Genomic DNA, 22,857 nt, shown 5'->3' on the forward strand with positions numbered 1-22,857 from the left:
GTAGCGTCGTAACCTCAGGGAATGCCCGTCATTTTCAAGTTGTTGATCGCTGCGCTTTTCACTTGCCTGAGCCTGGCCGCTTATGGCGAGAAACTGCGCATTGTCACCGAACCATGGGCGCCCTACGTCTACGACGACAACGGCAGCATGCGTGGGCTGGACTACGAAACCACGGTGATCGTGTTCCAGCGCCTCGGGGTGGATGTGCAATGGCAGTTCCTGCCCTGGAAACGTTGCCTGGCGATGCTTGACCAAGGCCACGCCGACGGCGCGCTGGACATTTTCCACAGCCACGAGCGCGACGCCTTGCTGCTCTACCCCAGCGAACCCTTGTCGACGGTCGAATTCGTGCTGTTCTACGCCAATGAGCGTCCGCACCCCGCCGAAACCCTCGACGATCTGCGCGGCCTGAGCGTGGGGATCTCTCCCGGTTACCTGTATGGCGAAGCCTTCGGCGCGTCCGCCACCTTTGCCCGTGAACCCGCCCCCAGCCATGAGGCCAACTTCGGCAAGCTGATGCTGGGGCGCATCGATATGGTGGTCACTGACCGTCGCGTGGGGCAGCACGTGATCAAGCAATTGGGCCTGGAAGACAAGGTCAGCCAGGCGCCGCTGGTGGTCAGCCGCCAGCAGCAGTTTCTTGCCGTACGCCGTGGCGCGGGCATGGATTTGCTGGTCCAGCGCTTTGCCGCGGAGCTCAGACGCTTCAAGCAAGAGCCGGCCTACGCCGCCTTGAGCGCCAAATATGGCGGTATCCAGGCGCAAACGGCGCCCATCAGCGCCTCCGAATACACCGTTGAGCAGCAGGAAAGCAGCGCGCAGTGATTGCTCTGTTATACTCCGGCCTTTCCGCCAGGCTTACGCCCGGCCGCTGAGGTCTTGAAAAAGGCACCCAACCCCGCTACAGCGCAGCTTTGCAGCCCGCGCGAGCCGGTGGAGTGCCCGCCAGACGCAGCAGGACCGGACGGGATTACGCTCCCCTAAGCGCCATTCACGCCCGGCAAGATTATCCCTCTGGGCCAAGCCCTAACTAAAACAGGATTACTCATGTCCTTTGCTTCCCTCGGTCTCTCCGAGGCTTTAGTCCGCGCCATCGAGGCAGCGGGCTATACCGAGCCTACTCCGGTGCAACAGCGGGCCATTCCCGCCGTGTTGCAAGGTCGCGACCTGATGGTTGCGGCGCAGACAGGTACCGGTAAAACCGGTGGTTTCGCCCTCCCGATTCTGGAGCGGTTGTTCCCCAACGGTCACCCGGACAAATCCCAGCGTCACGGCCCGCGCCAACCGCGCGTACTGGTCCTGACCCCTACCCGCGAACTCGCCGCCCAGGTGCACGACAGCTTCAAGCTGTATGCCCGCGACCTGAAGTTCGTCAGCGCCTGCATCTTCGGCGGCGTCGGCATGAACCCCCAGGTTCAGGCCATGTCCCGCGGTGTTGACGTGCTGGTGGCCTGCCCGGGTCGCTTGCTCGACCTGTGTGGCCAAGGCAGCGTCGACTTGTCCCACGTGGAAATCCTCGTGCTGGACGAAGCCGACCGCATGCTCGACATGGGCTTTGTCCATGACGTGAAGAAGGTCCTCGCCCGTCTGCCGGCCAAACGTCAGAACCTGCTGTTCTCGGCAACGTTCTCCCAGGACATTACCGCCCTGGCCGGCAAGTTGCTGCACAACCCGGAACGCATCGAAGTCACGCCGCCCAACACCACGGTCGAGCGTATCGAGCAACGCGTGTTCCGCCTGGCCGCCAGCCACAAGCGTTCGCTGCTCGCGCACCTGATTACCCACGGTGCCTGGGAACAGGTGCTGGTGTTTACCCGCACCAAGCACGGCGCCAACCGCCTGGCCGAGTATCTGGACAAGCACGGCCTCACCGCCGTCGCCATCCACGGTAACAAGAGCCAGAACGCGCGCACCAAAGCCCTGGCCGACTTCAAGGCCGGCAGTGTGCGCATCCTGGTCGCCACCGATATCGCCGCGCGCGGCCTGGATATCGACCAGTTGCCACATGTGGTCAACTTCGAGCTGCCGAACGTCGACGAAGACTACGTGCACCGTATCGGTCGTACCGGCCGTGCCGGTCGTTCGGGCGAGGCCATTTCCCTGGTCGCACCGGACGAAGAAAAGCTGCTGAAAAGCATCGAGCGCATGACCAAGCAGAAAATCGCCGACGGCGACCTGATGGGCTTCGATTCCAGCGCCGTGGAGGCCGAAAAGCCTGAAGCGCGCGAGCGTCCGGACGTGCGCAACCCACGCAACCCACGCGGTCCGAAGGGCGATGGCCCGAACGGCGGCGGTGGCGGTGGTGGTGGTGGCCGTCGCGACAAGGGCAAGGACAAGGGCAAGGAAAAAACTGCGACCAGCAGCCGTGGCGAACGACCGGCCCGCGAGCAGAAGCCCCGTGAAGGCACCCCGGCCCGCGAACAGCGCCAGCCGAGCCAGCCTCCACGCGCCGCCTCCGACCGTGCCCCGGACGAATTCCTCGACGACGATGTGGATAACTTCGGTAACCGCGTTGACTACGTGCCACAAGCCAAGCCGGCACAAGGCCGCGGCCGTCGCCCAGGTGCCCCGGCACAAGGCGCAGGCGCAGCCGCTCCACGTGGTGGCCAGCCACAGGGCGCGCGCCAGAACGGTCCGCGCAACAGCAGCGGCGGCACCACCGGCACACCACCGGCCAAACGCAGCGGCCCGCGCAACGGCGCACCGCGTGACGGCCAGGCCCGTCGCGAAGACTCGCGCAACAACCGCCGCCCGGCCCGTGACGACCAGCCGCTGTCCGAGCCAGCCGTGCAAAACCCGCGCGGTGGCCCGGCACCGAAGATCATCCACAAGGAGTCGAAAGCGGATCGCTTCCCGACACCCGAGCAGTTGGATCAACTGCCTGGCCGTCCTCGTGGTGAAAAGCCAGCGTTGCTGACCCGCAACCGCGAGGCATAAAAAAAACCCGTATCGAGGGATACGGGTTTTTTTTGCTTTAAAACTGTAGGAGCGAGCTTGCTCGCGAAGAACGTTAACGATAACGCGTGCATTCTGAATGCACGCGGCGCTTATGCGTTTTTCGCGAGCAAGCTCGCTCCTACATACGAAGCATTACTTCTGCTTCACACCTTCCAGCGAAATATCCAGGTCGACGGTCTGCGAAGTCGGGCCTGGGCCTTTCACGCCGAAGTCGTTCAGGTCGATCGTGGTCTTGGCGTTGAAGCCAGCACGCTCGCCGCCCCATGGGTCCTTGCCTTCACCGTTGAAGGTGGCCTTGAAGGTCACAGGCTTGGTCACACCATGGAACGTCAGGTCGCCGGTCACGTCAGCGGTTTTGTCGCCGGTGGATTTAACCGCGGTGGACACGAACTTGGCGTCGGCAAACTTGGCCACGTCGAGGAAGTCTTTGCTGGCGATGTGCTTGTCACGTTCAGCGTGGTTGGACCCCAGGCTGGCGGTTTTCACGTCGACTGCGATTTTGCTGGCTTCAGGCTTAGCCGAATCCCAGCTGAAAGTACCATCCCAGTCCTTGAAGGTACCGTGGATGTAGCTGTAGCCCAGGTGGCTGATTTTCCAGTCGATGAAGGCGTGCTGGCCTTCCTTGTCGATCTTGTAGTCAGCAGCCATCACCTGACCTGCGGACAGCAGGGCGGTACCGATAGCCAGAGCGGCGAGAGTCTTTTTCAACATGTTTTCTATTCCTTGTGAGTCGAGGTTGAACATCAGGCTTTGCGCCCCAGCATTCGCTTAAGGGTCACATCACGATCGATAAAGTGGTGTTTCAGCGCAGCCACGCCATGCAAGCCGGCGAAGACCACCAACACCCAGGCGAGGTACAGGTGCACCACGCCAGCGGTGTCTGCCTGGTCCGGTAGCCCGGAAACCACGGCAGGAATCTCAAACAGGCCAAACACCGGGATACCGACACCGTCTGCGGTGGAAATCAGGTAACCGGCAATCATCACGGCAAACAGCCCCACATACAGGAACGCGTGACCAAACGCGGCGCCGAGGCGGGTCAGCCGGCTGTAGCTGGCCAGTGGCGCTGGCGGCGGGCTGACCAGGCGCCAGACGATACGCACCAGCATGATGGCGAACAGCGTGATGCCAATGCTCTTGTGCAGGTCCGGCGCGTCTTTGCGCCAGGCACTGTAGTAGTCGAGGCCGACCATCCACAGGCCCAGGGCGAACAATCCAAATACCACCAAGGCCACGCCCCAGTGCAAAACCATGCTGACCCAGCCATAGCGGGCCGATGAATTGCGTAACTGCATGAACTTAATCCCGTAAGAACTGTGCCCAAGACTAGCGCTTTACCTATCGAATTAAAGCGAAAAATTTCGCTTTGAAATATCGAGAAATGCGATCTGAAGGCTATGCATCATAAATTAACAAGGGATTAAGACTATTCCCAAGAAACGTGACAGACCGTCCTGCATTTACCGCGAATTTCCCACAATGGCTTGTGACCCACGCCACCATTGCATAGGCTTGCGCGATTGTTTCGCCCGCGCAGGTTGCGGGACCGCTTCGAGGAGATCACCGATGGGCTTGAACAACCAGTGGATGCAACGCGACCTCGCGGTGCTGTGGCATCCCTGCACCCAGATGAAAGACCACCAGCAACTGCCACTGGTCCCGATCAAGCGTGGTGAAGGCGTATGGCTGGAAGACTTCGAAGGCAAGCGCTACCTCGATGCCGTCAGTTCCTGGTGGGTCAACGTGTTCGGCCACGCCAACCCGCGCATCAACCAGCGCATCAAGGATCAGGTCGACCAGTTGGAACACGTGATCCTCGCCGGCTTCAGCCATCAGCCGGTGATCGAGCTGTCCGAGCGCCTGGTCGCGATGACCCCCGAAGGCCTGACGCGCTGCTTCTACGCCGATAACGGCTCATCGTGTATCGAAGTCGCGTTGAAAATGAGCTTTCACTACTGGCTCAACCGTGGCCTGCCGAACAAAAAGCGCTTCGTCACCCTGACCAACAGCTACCACGGTGAAACCATCGCGGCGATGTCGGTGGGCGACGTGCCGCTGTTTACCGAAACCTATAAGGCATTGTTGCTCGACACCCTCAAAGTGCCGAGCCCGGACTGCTACCTGCGCCCCGAGGGCGTGAGCTGGGAAGAGCATTCGCGCACGATGTTCCAGGCCATGGAACAAACTCTGGCCGAGCACCACGACAGCGTCGCCGCCGTGATCGTCGAACCACTGATCCAGGGCGCCGGTGGCATGCGCATGTATCACCCGGTGTACCTCAAGCTGCTGCGCGAAGCCTGTGACCGTTATGGCGTGCACCTGATCCACGACGAAATCGCCGTGGGCTTTGGCCGCACCGGCAGCATGTTCGCCTGTGAACAGGCCGGCATCCGCCCGGACTTCCTGTGCCTGTCCAAGGCCCTGACCGGCGGCTACCTGCCGCTGGCGGCGGTGGTCACCACCGATGATGTCTACGACGCCTTCTACGACGACTACCCGACCCTGCGCGCCTTCCTGCACTCCCACAGCTACACCGGCAACCCGCTGGCCTGCGCGGCGGCCCTGGCCACCCTGGATATTTTCGAAGAAGACAACGTCATCGAAAACAACAAGGCCTTGGCCCAGCGCATGGCCACGGCCACGGCGCATCTGGTCGACCATCCGCATGTGTCTGAAGTGCGCCAGACCGGCATGGTCCTGGCCATCGAGATGGTGCAGGACAAAGCTACCAAGACCGCCTACCCCTGGCAGGAACGCCGTGGCCTGAAGGTGTTCGAGCACGCCCTGGAACGCGGCGCGCTGTTGCGACCGTTGGGCAGCGTGGTGTACTTCCTGCCGCCGTATGTGATTACCCCGGAGCAGATCGATTTCCTTGCCGAAGTCGCCAGTGAAGGCATCGATATCGCCACCAACAGCAAGGTCAGCGTTGCCGTGCCGAAGGATTTTCACCCAGGCTTTCGCGACCCAGGTTAACCATGATCGTTCCCACGCTCCGCGTGGGAATGCAGCCCTGGACGCTCCGCGTCCGCTCTGCACACCCTTTTCCAGAGAACACACATGAGACTGTCCCGCTTTTTCACCGACACCCCGCTGAGCCTCGGCGATCACGAGTTGCCCGAAGCCCAGGCGCATTACATCAGCCGCGTGCTGCGCATGAGCGAGGGCGACGCCGTGCAACTGTTCGACGGCTCCGGCCAGGAGTTTCTCGGCAGCTTGCTGGAAGTCGGTAAAAAACGCGTCAGCGTGCAACTCACGGAAAGTTTCAAAGGCCAGGCCGAATCGCCGCTGCATATCCACCTCGGCCAAGGTCTGTCCAGGGGCGAGCGCATGGACTGGGCCATTCAGAAAGCCACCGAACTGGGCGTCAACGCCATCACCCCAATTTTCAGCGAGCGCTGCGAAGTGCGCCTCAAGGACGAACGCGCCGACAAGCGCCTGCTGCACTGGCGCCAGGTGGCGATTAGCGCCTGCGAGCAATGCGGGCGTTCGACGGTGCCGGTGATTCACCCGCCGCTGTTACTGGCGGACTGGCTCAAGCAAGCCGAGGCAGACCTGAAGCTGGTACTGCATCCGGTGGCCGAGCCGATGGTCAGCCACGCCAAGCCTTCGAGCCTGGCCTTCCTGATCGGGCCTGAAGGCGGACTGACCGACAGCGAAGTCGACACCGCCCAAGGCGCCGGCTTCCACGCCGCCCGCCTCGGCCCTCGCGTGTTGCGCACCGAGACTGCACCGGTGGTCGCCTTGGCCGTTGCCCAACAACTCTGGGGCGACTTCTAACTACCCCTTTGCAAACCCAGTCAAAACTGTGGGAGGGGGCAAGCCCCCTCCCACATTTGGATTGGGTTGCTACCGCCTACTCCACTGGGTCGCTGGTAGGGTTGGCAATGATCGCCTTCAACTCACGGGTCATCGGGAACTCCAGGTTCAGGCCCTTGGGCGGAATCGGCTGTTCAAACCAGCGCTGGTAAATCCCGTTGATCTCCCCCGAGCGGTACAGGTCGCCCAGCGTCTCATTGACCACCGCAAGAAACTGCGGATCATCCTTGCGCACCATGCAGCTGTAGATTTCCCGTGACTGCTCTTCGCCCACCACCACCCAGTTGTGCGGGTCCCTGGCCTTGGCACGTTCACCGTAGAGCAACGCATCATCCATGTAGAACGCTGCCGCACGGCCAGTCTCGAGCATCTTGAACGCCTCGCCGTGGTCCTTGGCGCTGATGACAAACATATTGGCCTTGTGTTCGGCGTTGTAGCTTTTGAGGAATCGTTCGTTGGTGGTACCGGCGGTGGTGACCACGTTCTTGCCGTCAAGGTCGGCAAAGCCCTTGATGCCGCTGTCCTTCGCCGTCAGCAATTGCCCCTTCACGTAAATAAACCCGTAGGAAAATGCCACCTGCTTCTGCCGGTCGGCCGTCACCCCGGTAGAGCCGCATTCCAGGTCGACGGTACCGTTCTGCACCAGCGCAATCCGGGTCTGTGAGGTCACCAGGGTGTACTTGACGTTGAGGTTGGCCACCCCGGTTTTCTGCTGGATACGCTCGACGATCTTGCTTGCCAGGTCCACTGAATAGCCCATGGGTTTGCCAGTGTTATCACCCACGTAGGAAAACGGCACCGACGCATCGCGGTATCCCAGGGTGATGGACTTGGTGTTGGCGATCTTGCCCAGGGTGCCCTCCAGCGGCGCTTGGGCCCCATGGGCCTGTGCGCCGAACAAAAGGCCCAGGGTACAGCCGGTCAACAGGATCTTTTTCATTGTTATTCTCCGTTGGTTTGCGGGTAGTCGAGCGTCAAGCGGCGCGGGGCGTCAGGCCCTGCATATCGATGGAAGGGCTGCGCTGATCGATCAACTCGGCCAGCAGTTGGCCGCTGCCGCACGCCAGCGTGAAGCCAAGGGCGCCGTGGCCCAGGTTCAGCCACAGGTTGCGGTAGCGGCTTGCGCCAATCAGCGGCACACCGGTGGGCGTGGCCGGGCGCATACCGGCCCATTCAACCGCGTGGGCGTAGTCGCCGGCATTGGGAAATGTCTCCAGGGCCTGGCGTTTCATCAAAGCCAGGCGCTTGGGCTCAAGACCCGTGTCGAAGCCGACAATGTCCACCATGGCCGCGACCCGCAGTTGCTCACCGATGCGCGCGTAGACGATCTTGCGATCGTAGTCGGTGATGCTCACATTCGGCGCCTGGTGCTGCGCGCCAATCGGCACGCTCAGGCTATAGCCCTTGAGCGGATACAGCGGCAGCGACAACCCCGGCAAGCCCAACTCAGCGCTGCGATGCCCTGCCGCCAGCACCAGTTGCTCGACCGGCATCACCTCATCACCCAATTGGAGGGCGTGCACCACACCGTCGGTATGACGAATCCGGGTAACCTTGCGCCCCAACAAAAATGTGCAACGCCCCGATGCTTCCAGCCGCGCCGCCAATTGCTGGCAAAAGGCATGACAATCCGCTACTTCCTCGTTGGGCGTGTAGATCCCGCCGACAAAATCATCACCGGCCAGCGCCGGCTCCAGGCGCGCGCAATCGGTAGCGGACAACACCTGCTGTTGCAGGACATTGGTCACTTTACTGCGGGCATGTTCAAAGGTATTGGCGTTGCGAAACGTCACCAGCTTGCCATTGCGTCGCCAATCGAAGTCGTCCAGGCGGTCCTCCTCGCGCCATTGCTGCAAGGTGTCCTGGCTCAGGGATGCCAGGCGCAGCAAGTGAGCGGCATTGCGCTGGTTCACCGAACCACGACAGGCGCCGATAAAGGCGGCCATCCAGCGCCATTGCTGAGGATCGAGACGCGGCCGTAGCTTCAACGGCGAGTCACCGCGCAGTAACCAGCCGAGCGCCTGCAGCGGCACCCCGGCGTCGGCCAGCGGTGCAACATAGCGGTAGGACAACTGCCCGCCATTGGCGTAACTGGTTTCACTGCCCAGGCTGTCGCGCGCCTCGATCAGCGTCACGCTATGGCCGGCACGCACCAACGCATAAGCGCTCGCCAGGCCGATAACCCCACCGCCAATAATGCAAACCTGCCTGGCCATCCCCGCCTCCCGCCGTTAATTGACAGCGCTCAGCGTAGAGCCAGGTGACAGGCCACTGATAATGAATAAAGATGGCTCACCTATAAACAAAGGTTATGGGACTCGCCATGCGCTTGCGTCATATCGAAATCTTCCAGGCCATCCGCCAGACCGGTTCTATCAGTGCCGCCGCGCAGTTGTTGCACGTCTCGCAACCGGCGGTGACCAAAGTGTTGCAGCATGCCGAACTGCAACTGGGCTTTGCGTTGTTCCTGCGGGTACGCGGCAAATTGCAGCCCACGCCCGAAGCCCTGGCGCTGGAAAGCGAAGTCGAAAAAGTCAGCGCAAGCCTGCAAGGTGTGCGGCGTCTGGCCAAGAGCTTGCGGCGCGAACCGGGGCAAAGCATCCGCATCGGTGCGATCCCGGCGTTGGCGCTGTCGCTGCTGCCGCCGTCGATCCTGGAATGGAAGCGTGATTACCCGGACATCGCCTGTGAGCTGTCCAGCGACCATAGCGGCGAGCTGGTGCAGAAGCTGTTGATGCGCGAGATCGACCTGGCGTTGACGCTCACGTTCTCCGGCCATCCGGGGCTCACCACCCAGGTGCTGGCCAACGGTGTACTGGTGGCGTTGGCGTCAAAAGGCTATTGGCCAGACGCTGAACGGCACATGCCCTTGCCGTTGGCCGAACTGGCTGGCGCGCCCTTGATCGGCCTGTCCAGCGCCGACCCGCTGGCGGCGAAGCTGGGCAGCTACCTGGAAAATGTCGACCCGCCGCCACGGGTGACGATCTCGGTGCAAACCTATTCCCTGGCCCGCGCGATGGTCGAATCCGGCGCCGGCCTCACCGTGATCGATCCGTTCACCGCGCTGGGTGCCTCAACGGCCACCACCCACATCCGCACGCTCACCCCGCCGCTGCCGATCACCCTCTACGCACTGACCCGCGCCAACGAGCCACCGCCGCATATGCTGGCCAGGCTGCTGGAGATTTTTGGCAGTCGCGCCTGTGAGCTGCTGGAACGTCTCTAAACACACCTCCCACATTCAAAGCACGTAATGCATGATCGCCACAAAATGCAGCAGGCTGCCGCCGATCACGAACAAGTGCCAGATGCCATGGGAATGACGCAGGCGATCCTCCAAAGCAAAAAAGATAATGCCGACGGTGTACAACACCCCACCCGCCGCCAGCCAGGTAAACCCTGCCGTGCCCAACGCCGCGAGCAGCGGCTTGACCGCCACCAGCACGATCCAGCCCATCACCGCATAGATCACGATCGACAGGATGCGTTTCTCCGAGCGTGGCTTGATCTCTTGCAGGATGCCGATCACCGCCAGCCCCCACACAATCCCGAACAGCGTCCAGCCCCAAGGCCCGCGTAGCGTCACCAGGCAAAACGGGGTATAGCTGCCGGCGATCAGCAGGTAGATCGAAAAGTGATCGACCTTCTGCATGATCTCTTTTCGCCGCCCGCGCACGCTGTGATACACCGTCGAGGCGCTGTACAGCACCATCAGCGTAAAGCCATAAATCGCCACGCTGACGATTTTCCAGGGGCTGCCGTCAAGGCTCGCCACCACCAACATCCACACAACGCCAATACACGCCGCGACTGCACCGAGCAAATGGCTCCAGGCGTTGAATCGTTCCCCGTGGTACATCTGTCGTTGACCTCCCATTACCCTTGTCGACTGGCGGCAAGCGTCCAGCCTTGGGCATCAGAGTGCAAGCGCCGTGTGACGTTCCGGCGACGCCGCGCGGTTTTGCGGGCACAATCGAGGGCATTCGAACAAGAGCCACGGCCATGTTGATCGACGAAGAATTCACCCTCAAAAAGCTGGAAATCTTCCTGGCATTCATGCGCACCGGCAACCTGGCCCGCGCCGCCGCCGAGCTGCAAACCAGCAACGTCAGCGTGCACCGCGCCATTCATTCGCTGGAAAACGCCCTGCGCTGCCCGTTGTTCAAGCACGAAGGGCGCAATCTCACGCCGCTGGAAAGCGCCTACGTACTCGAAGAGCGCGCCCAGAAACTGGTGGCCGATGTGGTCGACAGCGTACGCCTGACCCGCGAAGCCGCCGGCTTTTCCGCCGAACGATTCAAGCTGGGTTCGCTGTATTCATTGACGGTCAAGACCGTGCCGCAACTGATCATGGGCCTGAAAATCAGGCGCAGCGAACTGAATATCGACCTGATCCTGGGCTCCAATTTCGACCTGCTCTACAAGCTCAAGAACATGGAAGTGGACGCGATCCTCATCGCCCTCGACGACCATGCGAACGACCCGGACTGCGCGCAGATTGCGCTGTTCAGCGACGACATCTTCCTCGCCACCCCGGCCGACTCGCCCTTCGACCGTGAACAGCAGATCGACCTGGCCGACGTGCGCGACGCAACCTTCATCACCCTCACCCAAGGCTTTGCCACCCACCAGGACGGCAACCGCGTGTTCAAGCAGGCCGGGTTCGAGCCGAAAGTGGCGATGCAGGTCAACGACATCTTTACGCTGCTGAGCATGGTCAGCTCGGGCGTGGGTTATGCGCTGCTGCCGGGCAGGATTGCAGCGGTGTATGAGAACCGCGTGAAGCTGATACCGCTGCAGCCCAGGTATCGGCTGCAGCAGCATATCGGCGTGGTGTTCTTGAAGGCCAAGGAGCGCGACCCGAACTTGCTGGCGCTGTTGGCGGAGTGCCGGATGTATGCCAATCGCCAGGTTTGAGATGATCGTTCCCACGCTCCGCGTGGGACACGCCTCCTGGGACGCTCCGCGTCCCGACTTCAAGAGCGGACGCGGAGCGTCCAGGGCTGCATTCCCACGCGGAGCGTGGGAACGATCGCTCAGCCCACCAACCCCCGCACAATGAAGTACAGCAGCGAAGGCCCGAGCAAACACCCAAGCCCGGTATGAAACGTCGCCGTCAGCGCGCCATACGGCACCAACCGCCGATCCGTCGCCGCCAGCCCCGCCGTCACCCCGCTCACGGTGCCGGCCAAGCCACCAAACACCATCGCCGAACGCGGGTTGTCCAGGCCCATCCAGCGCGCCGCCACTGGTGTGCCGACCATCACCAGAATCGCCTTGATCAACCCGGTGGCAATCGACAGCGCCATCACATCCGAGGTCGCGCCAATCGCCGCGCCGGTCACCGGGCCGACAATGTAGGTCACTGCGCCAGCGCCAATGGTGGTCATGCTGATCGCATCGCGATAACCGAACGCCCAGGCCATGCTCGCGCCGACGATGAACGGCAGGATCGTGCCCAGCAGCAGCGCAATCACACCGATCATGCCGGCTTTGCGCGCCTCGGTGGCCTGCACTTCAAATGCAGTGGCAACAATGGCGAAATCCCGCAACATCGCACCGCCCATCAGGCCGATACCAGAGAACAGGGCCAGGTCCGCCAGGCCCTTCTGCCCACCCGTGAGCGTGCCGCCGACCCAGGCCAGCACGAGGCCGATGACGATGGCAATCGCCGAGCCGTGGATGCGCCCGAACGTGAGGCGCTTGGACAGCACCACGGAAATCCACATCACCACGCCCACAAAGGCAAACGCAGTGATCAGGCCGTTATGCTCCAAGCCTTTCTCGATGAGGTCCCACATCTCAGCGACCTCCCGCAGGAACGATCAGCGGCTCTTCGGCGGGCAGAGGCTCGCCCCTGTGCGTGCGGCTGATCAAGGCGATGGTGCAACCACAGACCACCACCGAACCAATCGCCGCCAGCACCGCGACCGGGCCGCCGTGCAGGGCGGTCACGACGTTTTGTTGCGCCGCCATCGCCACCACCACGGGAATGTACATGGCGCCCCAGAAGCCAACGCCCATCTCGCACTCCTTGGTCATGCCGCCGCGCTTTTGCATCCACAACCGTGCGCAGATCAGCAGGATCATGGCGATGCCCACGCCGCCCACGTTGGATTTGACGCCCAGTAAAACGCCGAGCATGTCGCCCATGATCACGCCTGCAAGCGTGCAGATCGCCAGCAATGCCACACCGTAGATAATCATCGTTGTTGTCCTCAAAGTGCTCGATCGAAATTGTTGTTGTTGTGCTTCGAAAGCCTTGGGTAGTGCTTTATCGGTGGCGGCGCTCCTCCTCTTCCAGCAGGGCCTGCAAGGTGTCCAGGCGTGCGCCTTCGCAGGCGATCACCGTGCCTTGTTCGAACACGCGGCGTGACAGGCCGGTGAGCACGGCGCCCGGGGGCAGTTCGATTTGCAGGCGCACACCGCGCTCATAGGCGCTTTGCACGGTGCCGCGCCAATCGACGACGCGGCACATGTTGAAGGCCAGGTCGTCGCAAAGCTGTTCGGGGTTGTGGATCGGCCGCGCGCGGGTGCTGCTCAGGTAGGTGATGCGCGGCGTCTTGAGCGGAACGAAAGCCTGGGCAAAGACCTTGGCGGGTGCATCCAGCAACGCGCAGTGGGACGGTACGCTGACGGCCAGGCGCCGGGCGATGCCGTTGCCTTTGATGCGCGCCGCCACCTGCTTCATCGCCTCGTCGCTGCCGGCGATGACCGTCTGGTTATCGGCGTTGATATTGGCCAGGTACACGGGGGTTTGCGCGCTGTGGATCTCGGCCAGCAACGTTTCAACGGTGGATAACTCGGGGCCTATCAGCGCGGTCATGCCGTAGCCCCGTGGATAAGCCTGCTGCATCAACTCACCGCGCAGGCTGACCAGCCTGACGGCGTCGGCGAAATCCAGCGCGCCGGCGATGACAGCGGCGGGATAGGCGCCGATGGACAAGCCCGCCACGTAATCCGGGGTGCGCTCCAACAGACGGGCGTGGGCGGTGCCGGCGATCAACAGGCACAGTTGCACGGCGCGGGTACTGGCCAGGGCTTGCTCCGAATCGAGCAGGCGTACGTCTTCGCCCAGCACATCGCTGGCTTCTTCCAGCACCGCTTCGGGCAGCGACTGGAGCATGCCTGGTCGCTGGGCACCCTGCCCCGGAAACACCAGCAGGCTGCTCATGCCACGGCCTGCCAGGGGTCGAGCACCAGGTGTGCGCCGCTGGCGGTTTTCAGCAGCACGCGGGGTGAACCGCTGGCCCATTCGCGCAAGGCGACGGCGCCGAACGGGGTTTGCAGTTGCAGGTCGACGGCGCACTCTGCCCTGTCAAGCATCGCCAGGAGGTCTTCAGCATCATCGCGGGCCAAAGGTTCGGGGGTGCGCAGAAGCAAATCCAGGTCACTCTGGGCATGCAGCGCTTCAATCCCGCTGGCCAACTCGAAACCCGCGCTGCCTGTGACGCCCCATGTATCCTGCGCCAGCACCGGCCGCAGTTGGTCGAGCGCACGCAACGCCGGTAAATCCCTCGGCGAAATCACCCCGCGCAACGCTTCCGGGATCACCCGCCGCTGCACCGCCGCCAGCGGCATCCACCCGGCAAAACGTTGCTCGCGCGAACGCCCGCGCACGCCGACCGCCACATAACCCGGTTCGGCGATGGCGCGGCGCACCACCACCGGGTGGCAGGCACCGAGCGTCTCCCGCACCCAGGCCGGTGCGTCGGCGGGCACATGTGCCGGGGTCATGCCCCAGAGCAAGTCGTGGGCGTTCACCATTGTTCCCGCAGCAGTTGGCGAACGTGGCTGGAGGCTGCGCGATTAGTCGCGCCGAGGCGTCCGCTCAAATCGGTGCTGCCGACATCCTTGATCGCATTCATCAGGCAATCGCTGACTCGCGCCACATCGTCCGCCGTGGGCTGTTCAATCTGGCTGACGGCCAAGGTTTCCCAGAGCAAGCCGAGGCTGGCATAGCTGTCGATGTCGTAGGCCATGGGCGGCACGCTGGCGGCCAGGGCTTCCAGCTCTTCGACGCTGCGCAGGGTCACCCGCGCCGCCGAAGCCTTGCCCATGGCGTGCACCATCACGCCGGGGTCACGCAGGGCGATCAGTCGGTTAGCCTGGTAACCGTGGGCCAGGAACGCACCGGACATGGCCTTGCCCACCAGCAATGCGATCACCGGATGCCCGGCGAGACGGGCACGCGCGTAGCTGTCGGCAGCAGCGGCCAGGGCCTGATGGATGCCGAGCGCTTCTTCGCGACGGCCGTAGGCTTGGCTAGGCACATCGACGACGGCGATGATGGGACGCTTGTCGCCCCTCGCGACGGCCTCATCGACGGCCTTGGCCAGGCCCCAGCCTTCGAGCAGGCCGACTTCGCCATTGCGCGCACGGGGGAAGCGGTTTTGCGCGTCCGTGACCACGGCGACATAGCGTACCTTTTGCTCACCCAAGACCGCGTCGGCAACCCTCAGCGACGCCGGCAAACCTGCTACAGGCGCAGCGCCGGCGCTCAATGCGTTGAACCACTGCAAGCCTCTCATGAGCGTTCTCCTTGATACAGCTCGCGCACCGTCGCCGGGTCGATTTGCGGTACGGCGTCCAATTCGGCCAAGCGTGTGAGGTAATAATCGGCCTGGCGACTGCGTTGTTGCGCGGGCAAGCCTTGCTGCAACAACGCACTGACCGTCTGCTGGATCTGCGCCACATCGTCGGCCACGTAACGGTCGGCCAGACCGCTGTTGAAACGCTGTTCGCCGCCCGTAAGGCTCCAGATAAAGGGCCGGTCGCGCGAGTCGTACTCTTCCAAGCCGGCTTCCTGTTCGATCACTTGCGGACCATTGAGGCCCAAGCGCGCTTCACGGGTGAGGACGAGGTAGCTGCACAGCCCGGCCGCGATGGACATGCCACCGAAACAACCCACGCTGCCTGCCACCACGCCGATGACCGGCTGGTACTGGCGCAGGTCGACAATCGCCGCGTGTATGTCGGCAATCGCGGCCAGCCCCAGGTTCGCTTCCTGCAGCCGCACACCCCCGGTTTCCAATAGCAGCACGGCGCGGGTCGGGATGCCGTTGCGGTTATCTTCAGCCGCCAGTTCCAGGGCGCCGGCGATTTTCGCGCCGCCGACTTCACCGAGGCTGCCACCCTGGAAGTTGCCTTCAATGGCTGCAATCACCACAGGCAAGCCGCCGATGCTGCCCTTGGCGATCACCACGCCGTCATCGGCCTGGGGCACCACACCTTGGCGGCTGAGCCAGGGTGACATGACGCGCTGGAAGGGGTCGATCAGTTCGCGAAAGGTACCGGCATCCAACAAGGCCTTGGCCCGCTGCCGCGCACCCAGTTCGACAAAGCTGTGTTTGGCGAGCAAGTCAGTCATGGCCGATCTCCTCGAAGCCTTGCTCCAGGCGCAAGCGCACCACGCCGGGGGTGGCGCCGAAATCGTGGATATCAATGTTCAGGGCCGGTGGTGTCTGCTCCTGAAAGATGCGTTCGAACAGGTGCTGCCAGCGTTGTTCGGCGCCATTCACCGAGGTCTGTACCTGGATGGTCAACGTGCCGGCGGTGCCCGGTTCCAGCAGCACCTCAAGGTCGCCGGAGCCGACGCACCCCACCAGCGCGCGGCCTTTTGCTGGCTGCCCGGCGGGGAATTCAAAGGATAAGGTTTCCATCACAACGCTCCGTCGAGGCGGTCGATAAACAGGCAGGCGGCCAACAGGTCGGCAGCGCCGCCGGGAGAGGCATTCAGGGCCAGCAGTTGTTGGTCCAGCGCGTGCAGTTGGCGACGACCGGCGAGGCTGGCGCTGCCGCCAGCGTCGAGCACGGCCTGGGCGCCGCGCTGCATGGCCTGCAGGCCTTCCAGGCCGGCGCGGTAGAGCACGCAGGTGTCGGCCAGGTCGGTCATGATTGCGAGCAAGGCGTCGAGACGCGCGTTCTGTTCGCCCACGTTCTGCAGGCGGCTTTTGTGCAATTGCGGCAGGCCACGTTGCACCACTGACGGGAAGCCCAGTTGCGCTTCTTCACGGGCACCGCGTGCGCCGTAGCGCTGGGCAACCTGTGCGCCGTGGCTCAAGGATTGCGGGGCGTAGCGGTCGTTGAGCAGGGCCAATCTGGCGGCGTTCAGCGGGATGGCTCGGGGCTCCAGCGCTGCCGCTGCGGTCAGCAGGCCGAGGGCCCAGATCGCGCCGCGATGGGTATTCACGCCGCCCGTGGTAGCGAGCATCGCCTGCTCACCGTCACGACCGATTCGCCCGAGGGCTTCACGCAGGGGCAAGCCGATTTCACCGAACTCAAGCGCAGCCTCGGCCATTGCCTTGAACATCGGCCACAGCGACAGCGCCGACGCGTGCATCAGCCCCAGGTGCAAATCACTGTGGGCGCCGTTGCCGCGACGGTCCACCAGGGCCGGTTTAGGCGACAGGTCGGCTTCATCGATCAGCGCATCGACAGACATATCCGCCAAGCGATCGGCCAGGCTCACTTCATGCAGTTTGAGCGCGCGCATTTACCAGCTCCTGAATTTGGCGGGCGGGTTGTACAAGCCACCGGACCACTCCACCAGGTCGGCCACGCTCTTGGCGGCCAACAGCTCGCGGGTGGCGTCGGTGCGACGGATACCCAAGTCTTCGGGCAAGGCAATCAAGCCTTCGCGGCGCATGCGCGCGGTGTCCTTGGGGTTATGGCGCAGGCCGATGGCGGTCACCCCGGCGACGGCAGCGATCATCGCCTGGCGTTCTTCCAGGGACCGGGCCTTGTAGAGGTAGGCGATGCCTTCTTCGGTGAGCAGGTGGGTGACGTCGTCGCCGTAGATCATGATCGGCGCCAGGGGCATGCCGCTTTTGCGCGCCACTTCCACCGCATCGAGGGTCTCGACGAAGGTGGGCTTGCCGCCTTCCTGGAAGGTCTCGACCATCTGCACCACGAGCTTTTTGCCGCGCTCGAGCAGTGCGACCGGCGCATCGTCGTGGCGCATATCCAGCCAGGCCGGCGTGCCATGGCGGCGGCCGCGTGGGTCGTGGCCCATGTTCGGCGCGCCGCCAAAGCCAGCGAGGCGGCCACGGGTCACGGTGCTGGAATGGCCATCGCCGTCGACTTGCAGGGTGGCGCCGATAAACAGGTCCACCGCGTATTGGCCAGCCAATTGGCAGAACATGCGGTTGGATCGCATCGAGCCGTCACGGCCGGTGAAGAACACATCCGGGCGCGCGGCGATGTAGTTTTCCATGCCCAGTTCGGTGCCGAAGCAATGCACGCTTTGCACCCAGCCGCTTTCAATCGCGGGGATCAGCGTAGGGTGCGGGTTGAGGGTCCAGTTGCGGCAGATCTTGCCTTTGAGGCCGAGGGATTCGCCGTAGGTGGGCAGGATCAATTCAATGGCGGCGGTGTTGAAACCGATGCCATGGTTGAGCGACTGCACATTGTGTTTTTCGTAGATGCCACGGATCGCCATCATCGCCATCAGCACATGCACCGGCTTGATATGGCGGGGGTCGCGGGTGAACAGCGGCTCGATGTAGAACGGCTTGTCGGCCACCACCACAAAATCGACCCAACTGGCGGGGATGTCGACGCGGGGCAAGTCAGTGACGTCGTCCACCAACTGGTTGACCTGCACGATAACGATGCCATCGCTGAACGCGGCCGGCTCGATCAGCGCCGGCGTGTCTTCGGTGCTGGCGCCGGTGTAGATGTTGCCGGCACGGTCGGCCATGAAACCGGCGGAGAGCACCACGTTGGGGATCAGGTCCACCACCAGCCGTGCGTAGAGCTCGATGTAGGTATGGATCGCGCCGATTTCCAACAGGCCGTCTTCGAGCAACTGGCTGATGCGCAGGGATTGGGTGCCGGCGAAGGAAAAGTCGAGCTTGCGCGCGATGCCCTTTTCAAACAGGTCCAGGTGCTCGGAGCGCCCGACGCTGGGCATGATCATGTGCAAATCGTGGAGCTTGGCCGGGTCAGCCTTGGCCAGGGAGCGCGAGAGGAAATCGGCCTGTTTCTGGTTGTTGCCCTCCAGCACCACGCGGTCGCCGGGCAGGATCAACGCCTCAAGCGCCTCGACGATCCGGTCACTGGGCAACACCGCCCCGTCTGCGTAGTGCTTGACCCGCCCGAGCCGCCGCTGCTTCTCGTCGCGCCGCCGCGTCCAGCGCGAGTCGGGGTTTATTGTGGTTGTCATGGTCGCTCCACGGGGTTTGCTGTCGTGGGCTGTACCTTAGGAGTGATTCAGGGGGGCATCAATCAAGCTCAGCAGCAAACCGTTACGCCTGGAGTAACGAAGATCAACATGTGGGAGGGGCTTGCCCTAATGCCAGTCAGTTAAGCGTACACCACCGTCTGTAGGAGCGAGCTTGCTCGCGAAAAACGTCAACGATAACGCGTGCTGCCTGAATAAACGCGGTGCCTGTGAGTTTTTCGCGAGCAAGGGCTAGCCGCCCGCCTCGTTCCTACAAAAAGCCTTAACTGACTGGCATTAGGGCAAGCCCCCTCCCACATTTTGTCCAGTGGTGCCTGAACGAACCCTGTTATATCCACTCATGGCCGGCCAACAAACCTTCCACTTTATTCAGCAGTGACGTCGCGCTATCAATCAATTGGCCTAGCAGGGCCTCATCCTCATCCATATACCCTTCATATTCCGCCAGGTTTCGACGCTCATGACACAGGGCCATCAACCTTACCGCCACCTTGTTCACGTCAGTGGTGTGAACCGGACACTGAAAGACCAGATAGCGTTTGTCAGAGCGGTAGCCTTGCAGGCGCAAGGCCGTGAGTGCGAGAGCATGGGCGGCGTTATAAGCCAGGTCGAAACGACTGGCGAACGACAACTGGGCATTACCAGCGTCCTTTAGCCGATCCCTGGCCGAACGCATCAGCCCATCACACTCCTTGCGATCCGGTGGCTCAGCCTTCAAGCCACCGCTACGTTGCAGATTCTCCAGGTTTGCCTTGCTGTCCATCCGTGGATTCCAGGGGGTTGGCCCCAATCAGATTGATCTTGTCCTGCTGCACGACCCGCTGCACAAAACTGTTCCCGGCATTCCATTTGCCAATCCAGTCTTCAGGGGTGTAAAGCGTCGGGTTGATGGTGCGGCCCAGGTGCTCTTCCAGCGGTATGAGCTGCTCCATGACTTCACTGTAGTTGAGGCTTTCGCCAATCAGCATCAGATCTATGTCACTGGATGAGTGCGCTTCGCCCTTGGCAATGGAGCCGTAGATAAAGGCCCAGATTATGTGCTCGGCGAACGGTGCCAGTGCATTGCGCAGTGGCTCATCCAGGCTCAGCGTCTTGCGCACGATGGCAAGCAGCTCCGCGTAAATAGGGCATTGAGGGTTGGCTTGATAGTGGGTCTGATTGCCTTGGCGCGTCATGCTCAAGATGCCCGCCAGCTGCAAACGCTCCAGCTCGCGAGTAAGACTGCCTTTGCCCACTTGTGCCCAGCGCGCGATTTCATTGGTGAAGAAACTTCGGTCGGGCTTACCGAAAAGCAGGCCCAGCACTTTTTGCTGGGTGACAGTAAAGAGCGCGGTGCTGAGCGGTAAAGTGTGCATGGCGGCGACCAATAAGTCCCAAAAAGGGAACGATAGGTCCCTTTTTGGGAACGATCAAGTTTTAAGCCGCCGGGGAAGGGGAAATCTGCTCCAGCGCCTGATCCACCAACAACTGCCCCAGCTCGGCCATTTGCTGGATCCCGAGCATGATTGCGCGCTGGGAGGTGTCCAGGTCGAATGCCAGGTTGCAGGTGAGTGCGTTGAGGGAGGACAGGGTTTCGCTGGCGTTGACCAGCAGGGTTTCGGTGTTTTGGTGAGGGGTTACGGTGAAGAGGCTTGCGGGTGGATTGGGTGTAGGTTTGACCATGATTTACAGCTCCGATATGTGATGGAGACTGCCCTCTTTCACTTGCACGCGAATAAGGTGGCAGCTGTACGCAGGTGTGCAAGACCGGGCATATCGGACCCCGGCAGACCCCGAAGGATCTCCCGCGCACAGCCGCCATAACAAGTACAGCAGGCATGAAAAACGCCCGCTGAATGGCTATGGGCGTTGGTGCGCCGACATGTAACCGGACTTGCACGTCCGTGTCACCGTTTTTTGCGATGACGGAACGAAGACTAGGCGCGCAGGCCGTTCACGACAAGTTCACGCACAGCCCAAAATCATGCGGGAAAAATCCGAAGTCCCGCCTACCTGATCGTTCCCACGCTCCGCGTGGAAATGCCGCCGGGGACGCTCCGCGTCCCGCCAGCCCGCGCAACACTAAAGCCCTTCGCAAGGGTGACGCGAAGCGTCACGGGATGCATTCCCACGCAGAGCGTGGGGACGATCATCGACAGTTGCTGATACTGGCACCGCCATCGGGGGCAAGCCCCCTCCTACATTTGCTCAGCGGTGTCTGTGCGAGACAGGGTCTGTTCAGGACGCCCGGCAACCGCCATAAATCCCGAATTCGTTGGTGCTACAACTTCATGTCTATATTCACCGCGCCCAGACCTTCAAGCGAATAGCTGTTGTATTCATAAACCTGCCCACTGACCGAAAGATGAAGCACGCCTTCATGTTCGGCCACTTGGACGTCAGGCTCTCTGGTCTTCAGAAATGGACGTTTCGACACCAACGTTGTCAGTATTTCCTGATCAGTGGTCATGGCGGCATTGACGTAATACCGATAGGAATACCCCACAGTCGCGCCCCCTCGTCCATCGCGCACCCCGTAGATCGAACTGCCGTTCTTCAAGGAGTACTTGAGCACCACCTGATCCAGCTCCGGCGCTCCGGGGCTCGTCAACCAGCCCGCCCCCAGGTACCCGAGACACACGACCAACAACACATTGCACGCACCTTGTACGGCCCATTCAATACCCTTGAGCTTTGGCATATTCGATGCCCTCCTTGATCCAGTGCTGATCGCTATGGTCATCACCATAAGGCGCATCCCCCCACCAGTCGCCAAACTCTGCCCGAGACGTACCCGCTGCTTTTTGCGCTGCACCGGCGGCCCGCAACAGCACGCCTTCCGGTATCCCTAACACTGTCCCGGTAACGCCATAGTTGAAGTTACCGAATGCCTCGTAGTCGCGACTTTTCTGTTTGTAATCCCAGGGGCCGCGCCCTCTGACCTGTGAGTAAAACCATGAGTAGCTGAACGCCGAGCCGGGCTTCAAATGCAGTCTGCGGTTGTTGGCCAAGGCGATATTGTCTTGCAGCGAAACGCCCGGAGGCATGGGAGGAACAGCCATTTGCGAATCCTTGCTGATGGGGTGGAACGCTAAAAACTAGCACTCAAAAATCAGCACATATTCGTAGGCGATACGTATAGAAATTTCAGACGTTATATAAATCCCAACCCTACGTTGTAGCAGGGCGAGCATCGTACGCAGCCACTGATTGACCGGGCTGGCCGCTCCCGCTGATCTCCATTCCGATAGGCAGCAAAGAATGCTCCGACAGGCTTTTCAGGTTGTTGCTCGGAACTCACCTCCCTACCCTTTTCGATCCGATAGCGCCACGGGCAGGCATCATGAATCCGATCGTTAAACCCGATGCAAGGCCATTGCAGAGCGTCACTGAGTAGAGGTATCGATATGGGTATGCACAACCCACCTCACCCAGGTGAAATATTGCTTGAAGATGTGATCCCGGCCCTGGGCATTACCATCACCGAAATGGCACGGCGGCTTGGCTTCGCCCGCGAAACCTTTTCAAGGATCCTGCATGGTCATGCGCCTGTCAGCCCCGACCTTGCCGTGAGGTTGGAGCGCGCTGGCGTAAGCAGCGCTCGGCTATGGCTGTCGATGCAAAGCGCCTACGACTTGTGGCAGGCCGAGCATCGTGAGCAGCCAGTGATCGAGCGGTTTGCGCGGATTGACTGAGGTCTGTAGACGAGCACAATCAGTGCGGAAGGGGGCTTGCTCCCGATAGCGGTGGTTCAGTGACAGTTGCTGAGACTGGCACACCGCCATCGGGGGCAAGCCCTAATGCCAGTCAGTTAAGGCGACACCGAACCTGTGGCGAGGGAGCTTGCTCCCGCTGGACTGCGCAGCAGTCCTATTGTTTGCGGCCGCTTCGCGCCCCAGCGGGAGCAAGCTCCCTCGCCA

The 22,857-nt window shown here is 62.0% G+C and carries 26 protein-coding genes; 7 read left to right on the forward strand and 19 right to left on the reverse strand.

All coding sequences use genetic code 11. The features are described 5' to 3' along the window. The first annotated feature begins 21 nt into the window (after positions 1 to 21). Positions 22 to 825, forward strand: coding sequence for an ABC transporter substrate-binding protein (locus tag C4J85_RS25385; protein WP_124368660.1), 804 nt, complete (start codon positions 22 to 24; stop codon positions 823 to 825). Positions 826 to 1,047: 222 nt separating this feature from the next. Then, complete coding sequence (locus C4J85_RS25390; RefSeq protein ID WP_124410974.1) at positions 1,048 to 2,937, forward strand: DEAD/DEAH box helicase; 1,890 nt, start codon at positions 1,048 to 1,050, stop codon at positions 2,935 to 2,937. A gap of 153 nt (positions 2,938 to 3,090) precedes the next feature. Here the strand turns inward: C4J85_RS25390 and C4J85_RS25395 are convergent, their stop codons facing one another. Together C4J85_RS25395 and C4J85_RS25400 are read right to left on the reverse strand one after the other, a co-directional pair. Beyond that, positions 3,091 to 3,669: a YceI family protein gene (locus tag C4J85_RS25395; RefSeq protein ID WP_124410975.1), complete on the reverse strand. Its 579-nt coding sequence runs from the start codon at positions 3,667 to 3,669 to the stop codon at positions 3,091 to 3,093. A 32-nt stretch (positions 3,670 to 3,701) separates the two neighbouring features. Next, entirely contained in the window at positions 3,702 to 4,253 is a 552-nt protein-coding gene (locus tag C4J85_RS25400; protein WP_124368663.1) for a cytochrome b, read from the reverse strand. A 271-nt stretch (positions 4,254 to 4,524) separates the two neighbouring features. Here C4J85_RS25400 and C4J85_RS25405 point away from each other — a divergent pair, with 271 nt between their 5' ends. Both C4J85_RS25405 and C4J85_RS25410 read left to right on the forward strand, forming a co-directional pair. Further along, positions 4,525 to 5,931 (forward strand): adenosylmethionine--8-amino-7-oxononanoate transaminase, encoded by a 1,407-nt coding sequence (locus tag C4J85_RS25405; RefSeq protein ID WP_124364775.1) that lies wholly within the window; start codon positions 4,525 to 4,527, stop codon positions 5,929 to 5,931. 84 nt (positions 5,932 to 6,015) lie between these two features. After that, a complete protein-coding gene (locus C4J85_RS25410; RefSeq protein ID WP_124368664.1) occupies positions 6,016 to 6,735 on the forward strand; it encodes a 16S rRNA (uracil(1498)-N(3))-methyltransferase in 720 nt (239 codons plus the stop codon). 76 nt (positions 6,736 to 6,811) lie between these two features. Here C4J85_RS25410 and C4J85_RS25415 read toward each other — a convergent pair whose 3' ends face one another. Together C4J85_RS25415 and C4J85_RS25420 are read right to left on the reverse strand one after the other, a co-directional pair. Further along, positions 6,812 to 7,714 carry a transporter substrate-binding domain-containing protein gene (locus C4J85_RS25415; RefSeq protein WP_124410976.1) on the reverse strand — a complete coding sequence of 301 codons (903 nt, stop codon included), beginning with the start codon at positions 7,712 to 7,714 and terminating at the stop codon, positions 6,812 to 6,814. 34 nt (positions 7,715 to 7,748) lie between these two features. Beyond that, a complete protein-coding gene (locus C4J85_RS25420; protein ID WP_124410977.1) occupies positions 7,749 to 8,990 on the reverse strand; it encodes a D-amino acid dehydrogenase in 1,242 nt (413 codons plus the stop codon). 107 nt (positions 8,991 to 9,097) lie between these two features. On the opposite strand from C4J85_RS25420, the gene C4J85_RS25425 reads away from it, so the two are divergent. Continuing rightward, entirely contained in the window at positions 9,098 to 10,000 is a 903-nt protein-coding gene (locus C4J85_RS25425) for a LysR family transcriptional regulator (RefSeq protein WP_124410978.1), read from the forward strand. Positions 10,001 to 10,015: 15 nt separating this feature from the next. Here C4J85_RS25425 and C4J85_RS25430 read toward each other — a convergent pair whose 3' ends face one another. After that, positions 10,016 to 10,633, reverse strand: coding sequence for a hemolysin III family protein (locus C4J85_RS25430; RefSeq protein WP_124372145.1), 618 nt, complete (start codon positions 10,631 to 10,633; stop codon positions 10,016 to 10,018). A 143-nt stretch (positions 10,634 to 10,776) separates the two neighbouring features. On the opposite strand from C4J85_RS25430, the gene C4J85_RS25435 reads away from it, so the two are divergent. After that, positions 10,777 to 11,691 (forward strand): LysR substrate-binding domain-containing protein, encoded by a 915-nt coding sequence (locus tag C4J85_RS25435; protein WP_124368669.1) that lies wholly within the window; start codon positions 10,777 to 10,779, stop codon positions 11,689 to 11,691. Between the two features lie 119 nt (positions 11,692 to 11,810). Here C4J85_RS25435 and madM read toward each other — a convergent pair whose 3' ends face one another. From madM to C4J85_RS25510, 14 genes are all read right to left on the reverse strand, one after another. Continuing rightward, on the reverse strand, positions 11,811 to 12,575 hold the full coding sequence (gene madM, locus C4J85_RS25445) for a malonate transporter subunit MadM (RefSeq protein WP_046069909.1): 765 nt from the start codon (positions 12,573 to 12,575) through the stop codon (positions 11,811 to 11,813). Between the two features lies 1 nt (position 12,576). After that, a complete protein-coding gene (gene madL / locus C4J85_RS25450; RefSeq protein WP_124364782.1) occupies positions 12,577 to 12,981 on the reverse strand; it encodes a malonate transporter subunit MadL in 405 nt (134 codons plus the stop codon). A 67-nt stretch (positions 12,982 to 13,048) separates the two neighbouring features. Next, entirely contained in the window at positions 13,049 to 13,948 is a 900-nt protein-coding gene (gene mdcH, locus C4J85_RS25455) for a malonate decarboxylase subunit epsilon (protein WP_124410979.1), read from the reverse strand. Beyond that, the gene (locus C4J85_RS25460) at positions 13,945 to 14,541 is read right to left on the reverse strand and encodes a malonate decarboxylase holo-ACP synthase (RefSeq protein WP_124410980.1); all 597 of its coding nucleotides are present in this window, start codon (positions 14,539 to 14,541) and stop codon (positions 13,945 to 13,947) included. The genes mdcH and C4J85_RS25460 overlap by 4 nt, the downstream gene beginning before the upstream one ends. Beyond that, entirely contained in the window at positions 14,535 to 15,305 is a 771-nt protein-coding gene (gene mdcE, locus C4J85_RS25465) for a biotin-independent malonate decarboxylase subunit gamma (protein ID WP_124410981.1), read from the reverse strand. Before mdcE ends, C4J85_RS25460 begins: the two co-directional genes overlap by 7 nt. Further along, the gene (locus C4J85_RS25470) at positions 15,302 to 16,144 is read right to left on the reverse strand and encodes a biotin-independent malonate decarboxylase subunit beta (RefSeq protein WP_124410982.1); all 843 of its coding nucleotides are present in this window, start codon (positions 16,142 to 16,144) and stop codon (positions 15,302 to 15,304) included. Before C4J85_RS25470 ends, mdcE begins: the two co-directional genes overlap by 4 nt. Then, a complete protein-coding gene (locus tag C4J85_RS25475; RefSeq protein ID WP_124372152.1) occupies positions 16,137 to 16,436 on the reverse strand; it encodes a malonate decarboxylase subunit delta in 300 nt (99 codons plus the stop codon). Before C4J85_RS25475 ends, C4J85_RS25470 begins: the two co-directional genes overlap by 8 nt. Then, positions 16,436 to 17,269, reverse strand: coding sequence for a triphosphoribosyl-dephospho-CoA synthase (locus C4J85_RS25480; protein ID WP_124410983.1), 834 nt, complete (start codon positions 17,267 to 17,269; stop codon positions 16,436 to 16,438). Before C4J85_RS25480 ends, C4J85_RS25475 begins: the two co-directional genes overlap by 1 nt. Next, on the reverse strand, positions 17,270 to 18,940 hold the full coding sequence (mdcA, locus tag C4J85_RS25485; protein WP_124410984.1) for a malonate decarboxylase subunit alpha: 1,671 nt from the start codon (positions 18,938 to 18,940) through the stop codon (positions 17,270 to 17,272). It lies immediately after the preceding gene. A 346-nt stretch (positions 18,941 to 19,286) separates the two neighbouring features. Continuing rightward, positions 19,287 to 19,721 carry a hypothetical protein gene (locus C4J85_RS25490; RefSeq protein WP_124410985.1) on the reverse strand — a complete coding sequence of 145 codons (435 nt, stop codon included), beginning with the start codon at positions 19,719 to 19,721 and terminating at the stop codon, positions 19,287 to 19,289. Then, positions 19,684 to 20,313: a nucleotidyltransferase domain-containing protein gene (locus C4J85_RS25495; RefSeq protein ID WP_124411232.1), complete on the reverse strand. Its 630-nt coding sequence runs from the start codon at positions 20,311 to 20,313 to the stop codon at positions 19,684 to 19,686. Before C4J85_RS25495 ends, C4J85_RS25490 begins: the two co-directional genes overlap by 38 nt. 61 nt (positions 20,314 to 20,374) lie before the next feature. Beyond that, positions 20,375 to 20,620 (reverse strand): DUF6124 family protein, encoded by a 246-nt coding sequence (locus tag C4J85_RS25500; RefSeq protein ID WP_124410986.1) that lies wholly within the window; start codon positions 20,618 to 20,620, stop codon positions 20,375 to 20,377. A gap of 598 nt (positions 20,621 to 21,218) precedes the next feature. Beyond that, entirely contained in the window at positions 21,219 to 21,638 is a 420-nt protein-coding gene (locus tag C4J85_RS25505; RefSeq protein ID WP_124410987.1) for a hypothetical protein, read from the reverse strand. Next, positions 21,616 to 21,999 carry a polymorphic toxin type 44 domain-containing protein gene (locus tag C4J85_RS25510; protein WP_124408411.1) on the reverse strand — a complete coding sequence of 128 codons (384 nt, stop codon included), beginning with the start codon at positions 21,997 to 21,999 and terminating at the stop codon, positions 21,616 to 21,618. Before C4J85_RS25510 ends, C4J85_RS25505 begins: the two co-directional genes overlap by 23 nt. A gap of 345 nt (positions 22,000 to 22,344) precedes the next feature. Here C4J85_RS25510 and C4J85_RS25515 point away from each other — a divergent pair, with 345 nt between their 5' ends. Beyond that, positions 22,345 to 22,632: a HigA family addiction module antitoxin gene (locus tag C4J85_RS25515; RefSeq protein WP_124368680.1), complete on the forward strand. Its 288-nt coding sequence runs from the start codon at positions 22,345 to 22,347 to the stop codon at positions 22,630 to 22,632. The last annotated feature ends 225 nt before the right edge of the window (positions 22,633 to 22,857 follow it).

It is taken from the genome of Pseudomonas sp. R4-34-07 (genome assembly GCF_003852375.1).
In the GTDB taxonomy this organism is placed as follows: Bacteria; Pseudomonadota; Gammaproteobacteria; order Pseudomonadales; family Pseudomonadaceae; genus Aquipseudomonas.

Excerpts from the sequence above, each read along its gene's own strand:
- C4J85_RS25385 (WP_124368660.1), top strand. The coding sequence starts at position 22 with ATGCCCGTCATTTTCAAGTTGTTGATCGCTGCGCTTTTCACTTGCCTG.
- C4J85_RS25390 (WP_124410974.1), top strand. The coding sequence starts at position 1,048 with ATGTCCTTTGCTTCCCTCGGTCTCTCCGAGGCTTTAGTCCGCGCCATC.
- C4J85_RS25395 (WP_124410975.1), bottom strand. The coding sequence starts at position 3,669 with ATGTTGAAAAAGACTCTCGCCGCTCTGGCTATCGGTACCGCCCTGCTG.
- C4J85_RS25400 (WP_124368663.1), bottom strand. The coding sequence starts at position 4,253 with ATGCAGTTACGCAATTCATCGGCCCGCTATGGCTGGGTCAGCATGGTT.
- C4J85_RS25405 (WP_124364775.1), top strand. The coding sequence starts at position 4,525 with ATGGGCTTGAACAACCAGTGGATGCAACGCGACCTCGCGGTGCTGTGG.
- C4J85_RS25410 (WP_124368664.1), top strand. The coding sequence starts at position 6,016 with ATGAGACTGTCCCGCTTTTTCACCGACACCCCGCTGAGCCTCGGCGAT.
- C4J85_RS25415 (WP_124410976.1), bottom strand. The coding sequence starts at position 7,714 with ATGAAAAAGATCCTGTTGACCGGCTGTACCCTGGGCCTTTTGTTCGGC.
- C4J85_RS25420 (WP_124410977.1), bottom strand. The coding sequence starts at position 8,990 with ATGGCCAGGCAGGTTTGCATTATTGGCGGTGGGGTTATCGGCCTGGCG.
- C4J85_RS25425 (WP_124410978.1), top strand. The coding sequence starts at position 9,098 with ATGCGCTTGCGTCATATCGAAATCTTCCAGGCCATCCGCCAGACCGGT.
- C4J85_RS25430 (WP_124372145.1), bottom strand. The coding sequence starts at position 10,633 with ATGTACCACGGGGAACGATTCAACGCCTGGAGCCATTTGCTCGGTGCA.
- C4J85_RS25435 (WP_124368669.1), top strand. The coding sequence starts at position 10,777 with ATGTTGATCGACGAAGAATTCACCCTCAAAAAGCTGGAAATCTTCCTG.
- madM (WP_046069909.1), bottom strand. The coding sequence starts at position 12,575 with ATGTGGGACCTCATCGAGAAAGGCTTGGAGCATAACGGCCTGATCACT.
- madL (WP_124364782.1), bottom strand. The coding sequence starts at position 12,981 with ATGATTATCTACGGTGTGGCATTGCTGGCGATCTGCACGCTTGCAGGC.
- mdcH (WP_124410979.1), bottom strand. The coding sequence starts at position 13,948 with ATGAGCAGCCTGCTGGTGTTTCCGGGGCAGGGTGCCCAGCGACCAGGC.
- C4J85_RS25460 (WP_124410980.1), bottom strand. The coding sequence starts at position 14,541 with ATGGTGAACGCCCACGACTTGCTCTGGGGCATGACCCCGGCACATGTG.
- mdcE (WP_124410981.1), bottom strand. The coding sequence starts at position 15,305 with ATGAGAGGCTTGCAGTGGTTCAACGCATTGAGCGCCGGCGCTGCGCCT.
- C4J85_RS25470 (WP_124410982.1), bottom strand. The coding sequence starts at position 16,144 with ATGACTGACTTGCTCGCCAAACACAGCTTTGTCGAACTGGGTGCGCGG.
- C4J85_RS25475 (WP_124372152.1), bottom strand. The coding sequence starts at position 16,436 with ATGGAAACCTTATCCTTTGAATTCCCCGCCGGGCAGCCAGCAAAAGGC.
- C4J85_RS25480 (WP_124410983.1), bottom strand. The coding sequence starts at position 17,269 with ATGCGCGCGCTCAAACTGCATGAAGTGAGCCTGGCCGATCGCTTGGCG.
- mdcA (WP_124410984.1), bottom strand. The coding sequence starts at position 18,940 with ATGACAACCACAATAAACCCCGACTCGCGCTGGACGCGGCGGCGCGAC.
- C4J85_RS25490 (WP_124410985.1), bottom strand. The coding sequence starts at position 19,721 with ATGGACAGCAAGGCAAACCTGGAGAATCTGCAACGTAGCGGTGGCTTG.
- C4J85_RS25495 (WP_124411232.1), bottom strand. The coding sequence starts at position 20,313 with ATGCACACTTTACCGCTCAGCACCGCGCTCTTTACTGTCACCCAGCAA.
- C4J85_RS25500 (WP_124410986.1), bottom strand. The coding sequence starts at position 20,620 with ATGGTCAAACCTACACCCAATCCACCCGCAAGCCTCTTCACCGTAACC.
- C4J85_RS25505 (WP_124410987.1), bottom strand. The coding sequence starts at position 21,638 with ATGCCAAAGCTCAAGGGTATTGAATGGGCCGTACAAGGTGCGTGCAAT.
- C4J85_RS25510 (WP_124408411.1), bottom strand. The coding sequence starts at position 21,999 with ATGGCTGTTCCTCCCATGCCTCCGGGCGTTTCGCTGCAAGACAATATC.
- C4J85_RS25515 (WP_124368680.1), top strand. The coding sequence starts at position 22,345 with ATGGGTATGCACAACCCACCTCACCCAGGTGAAATATTGCTTGAAGAT.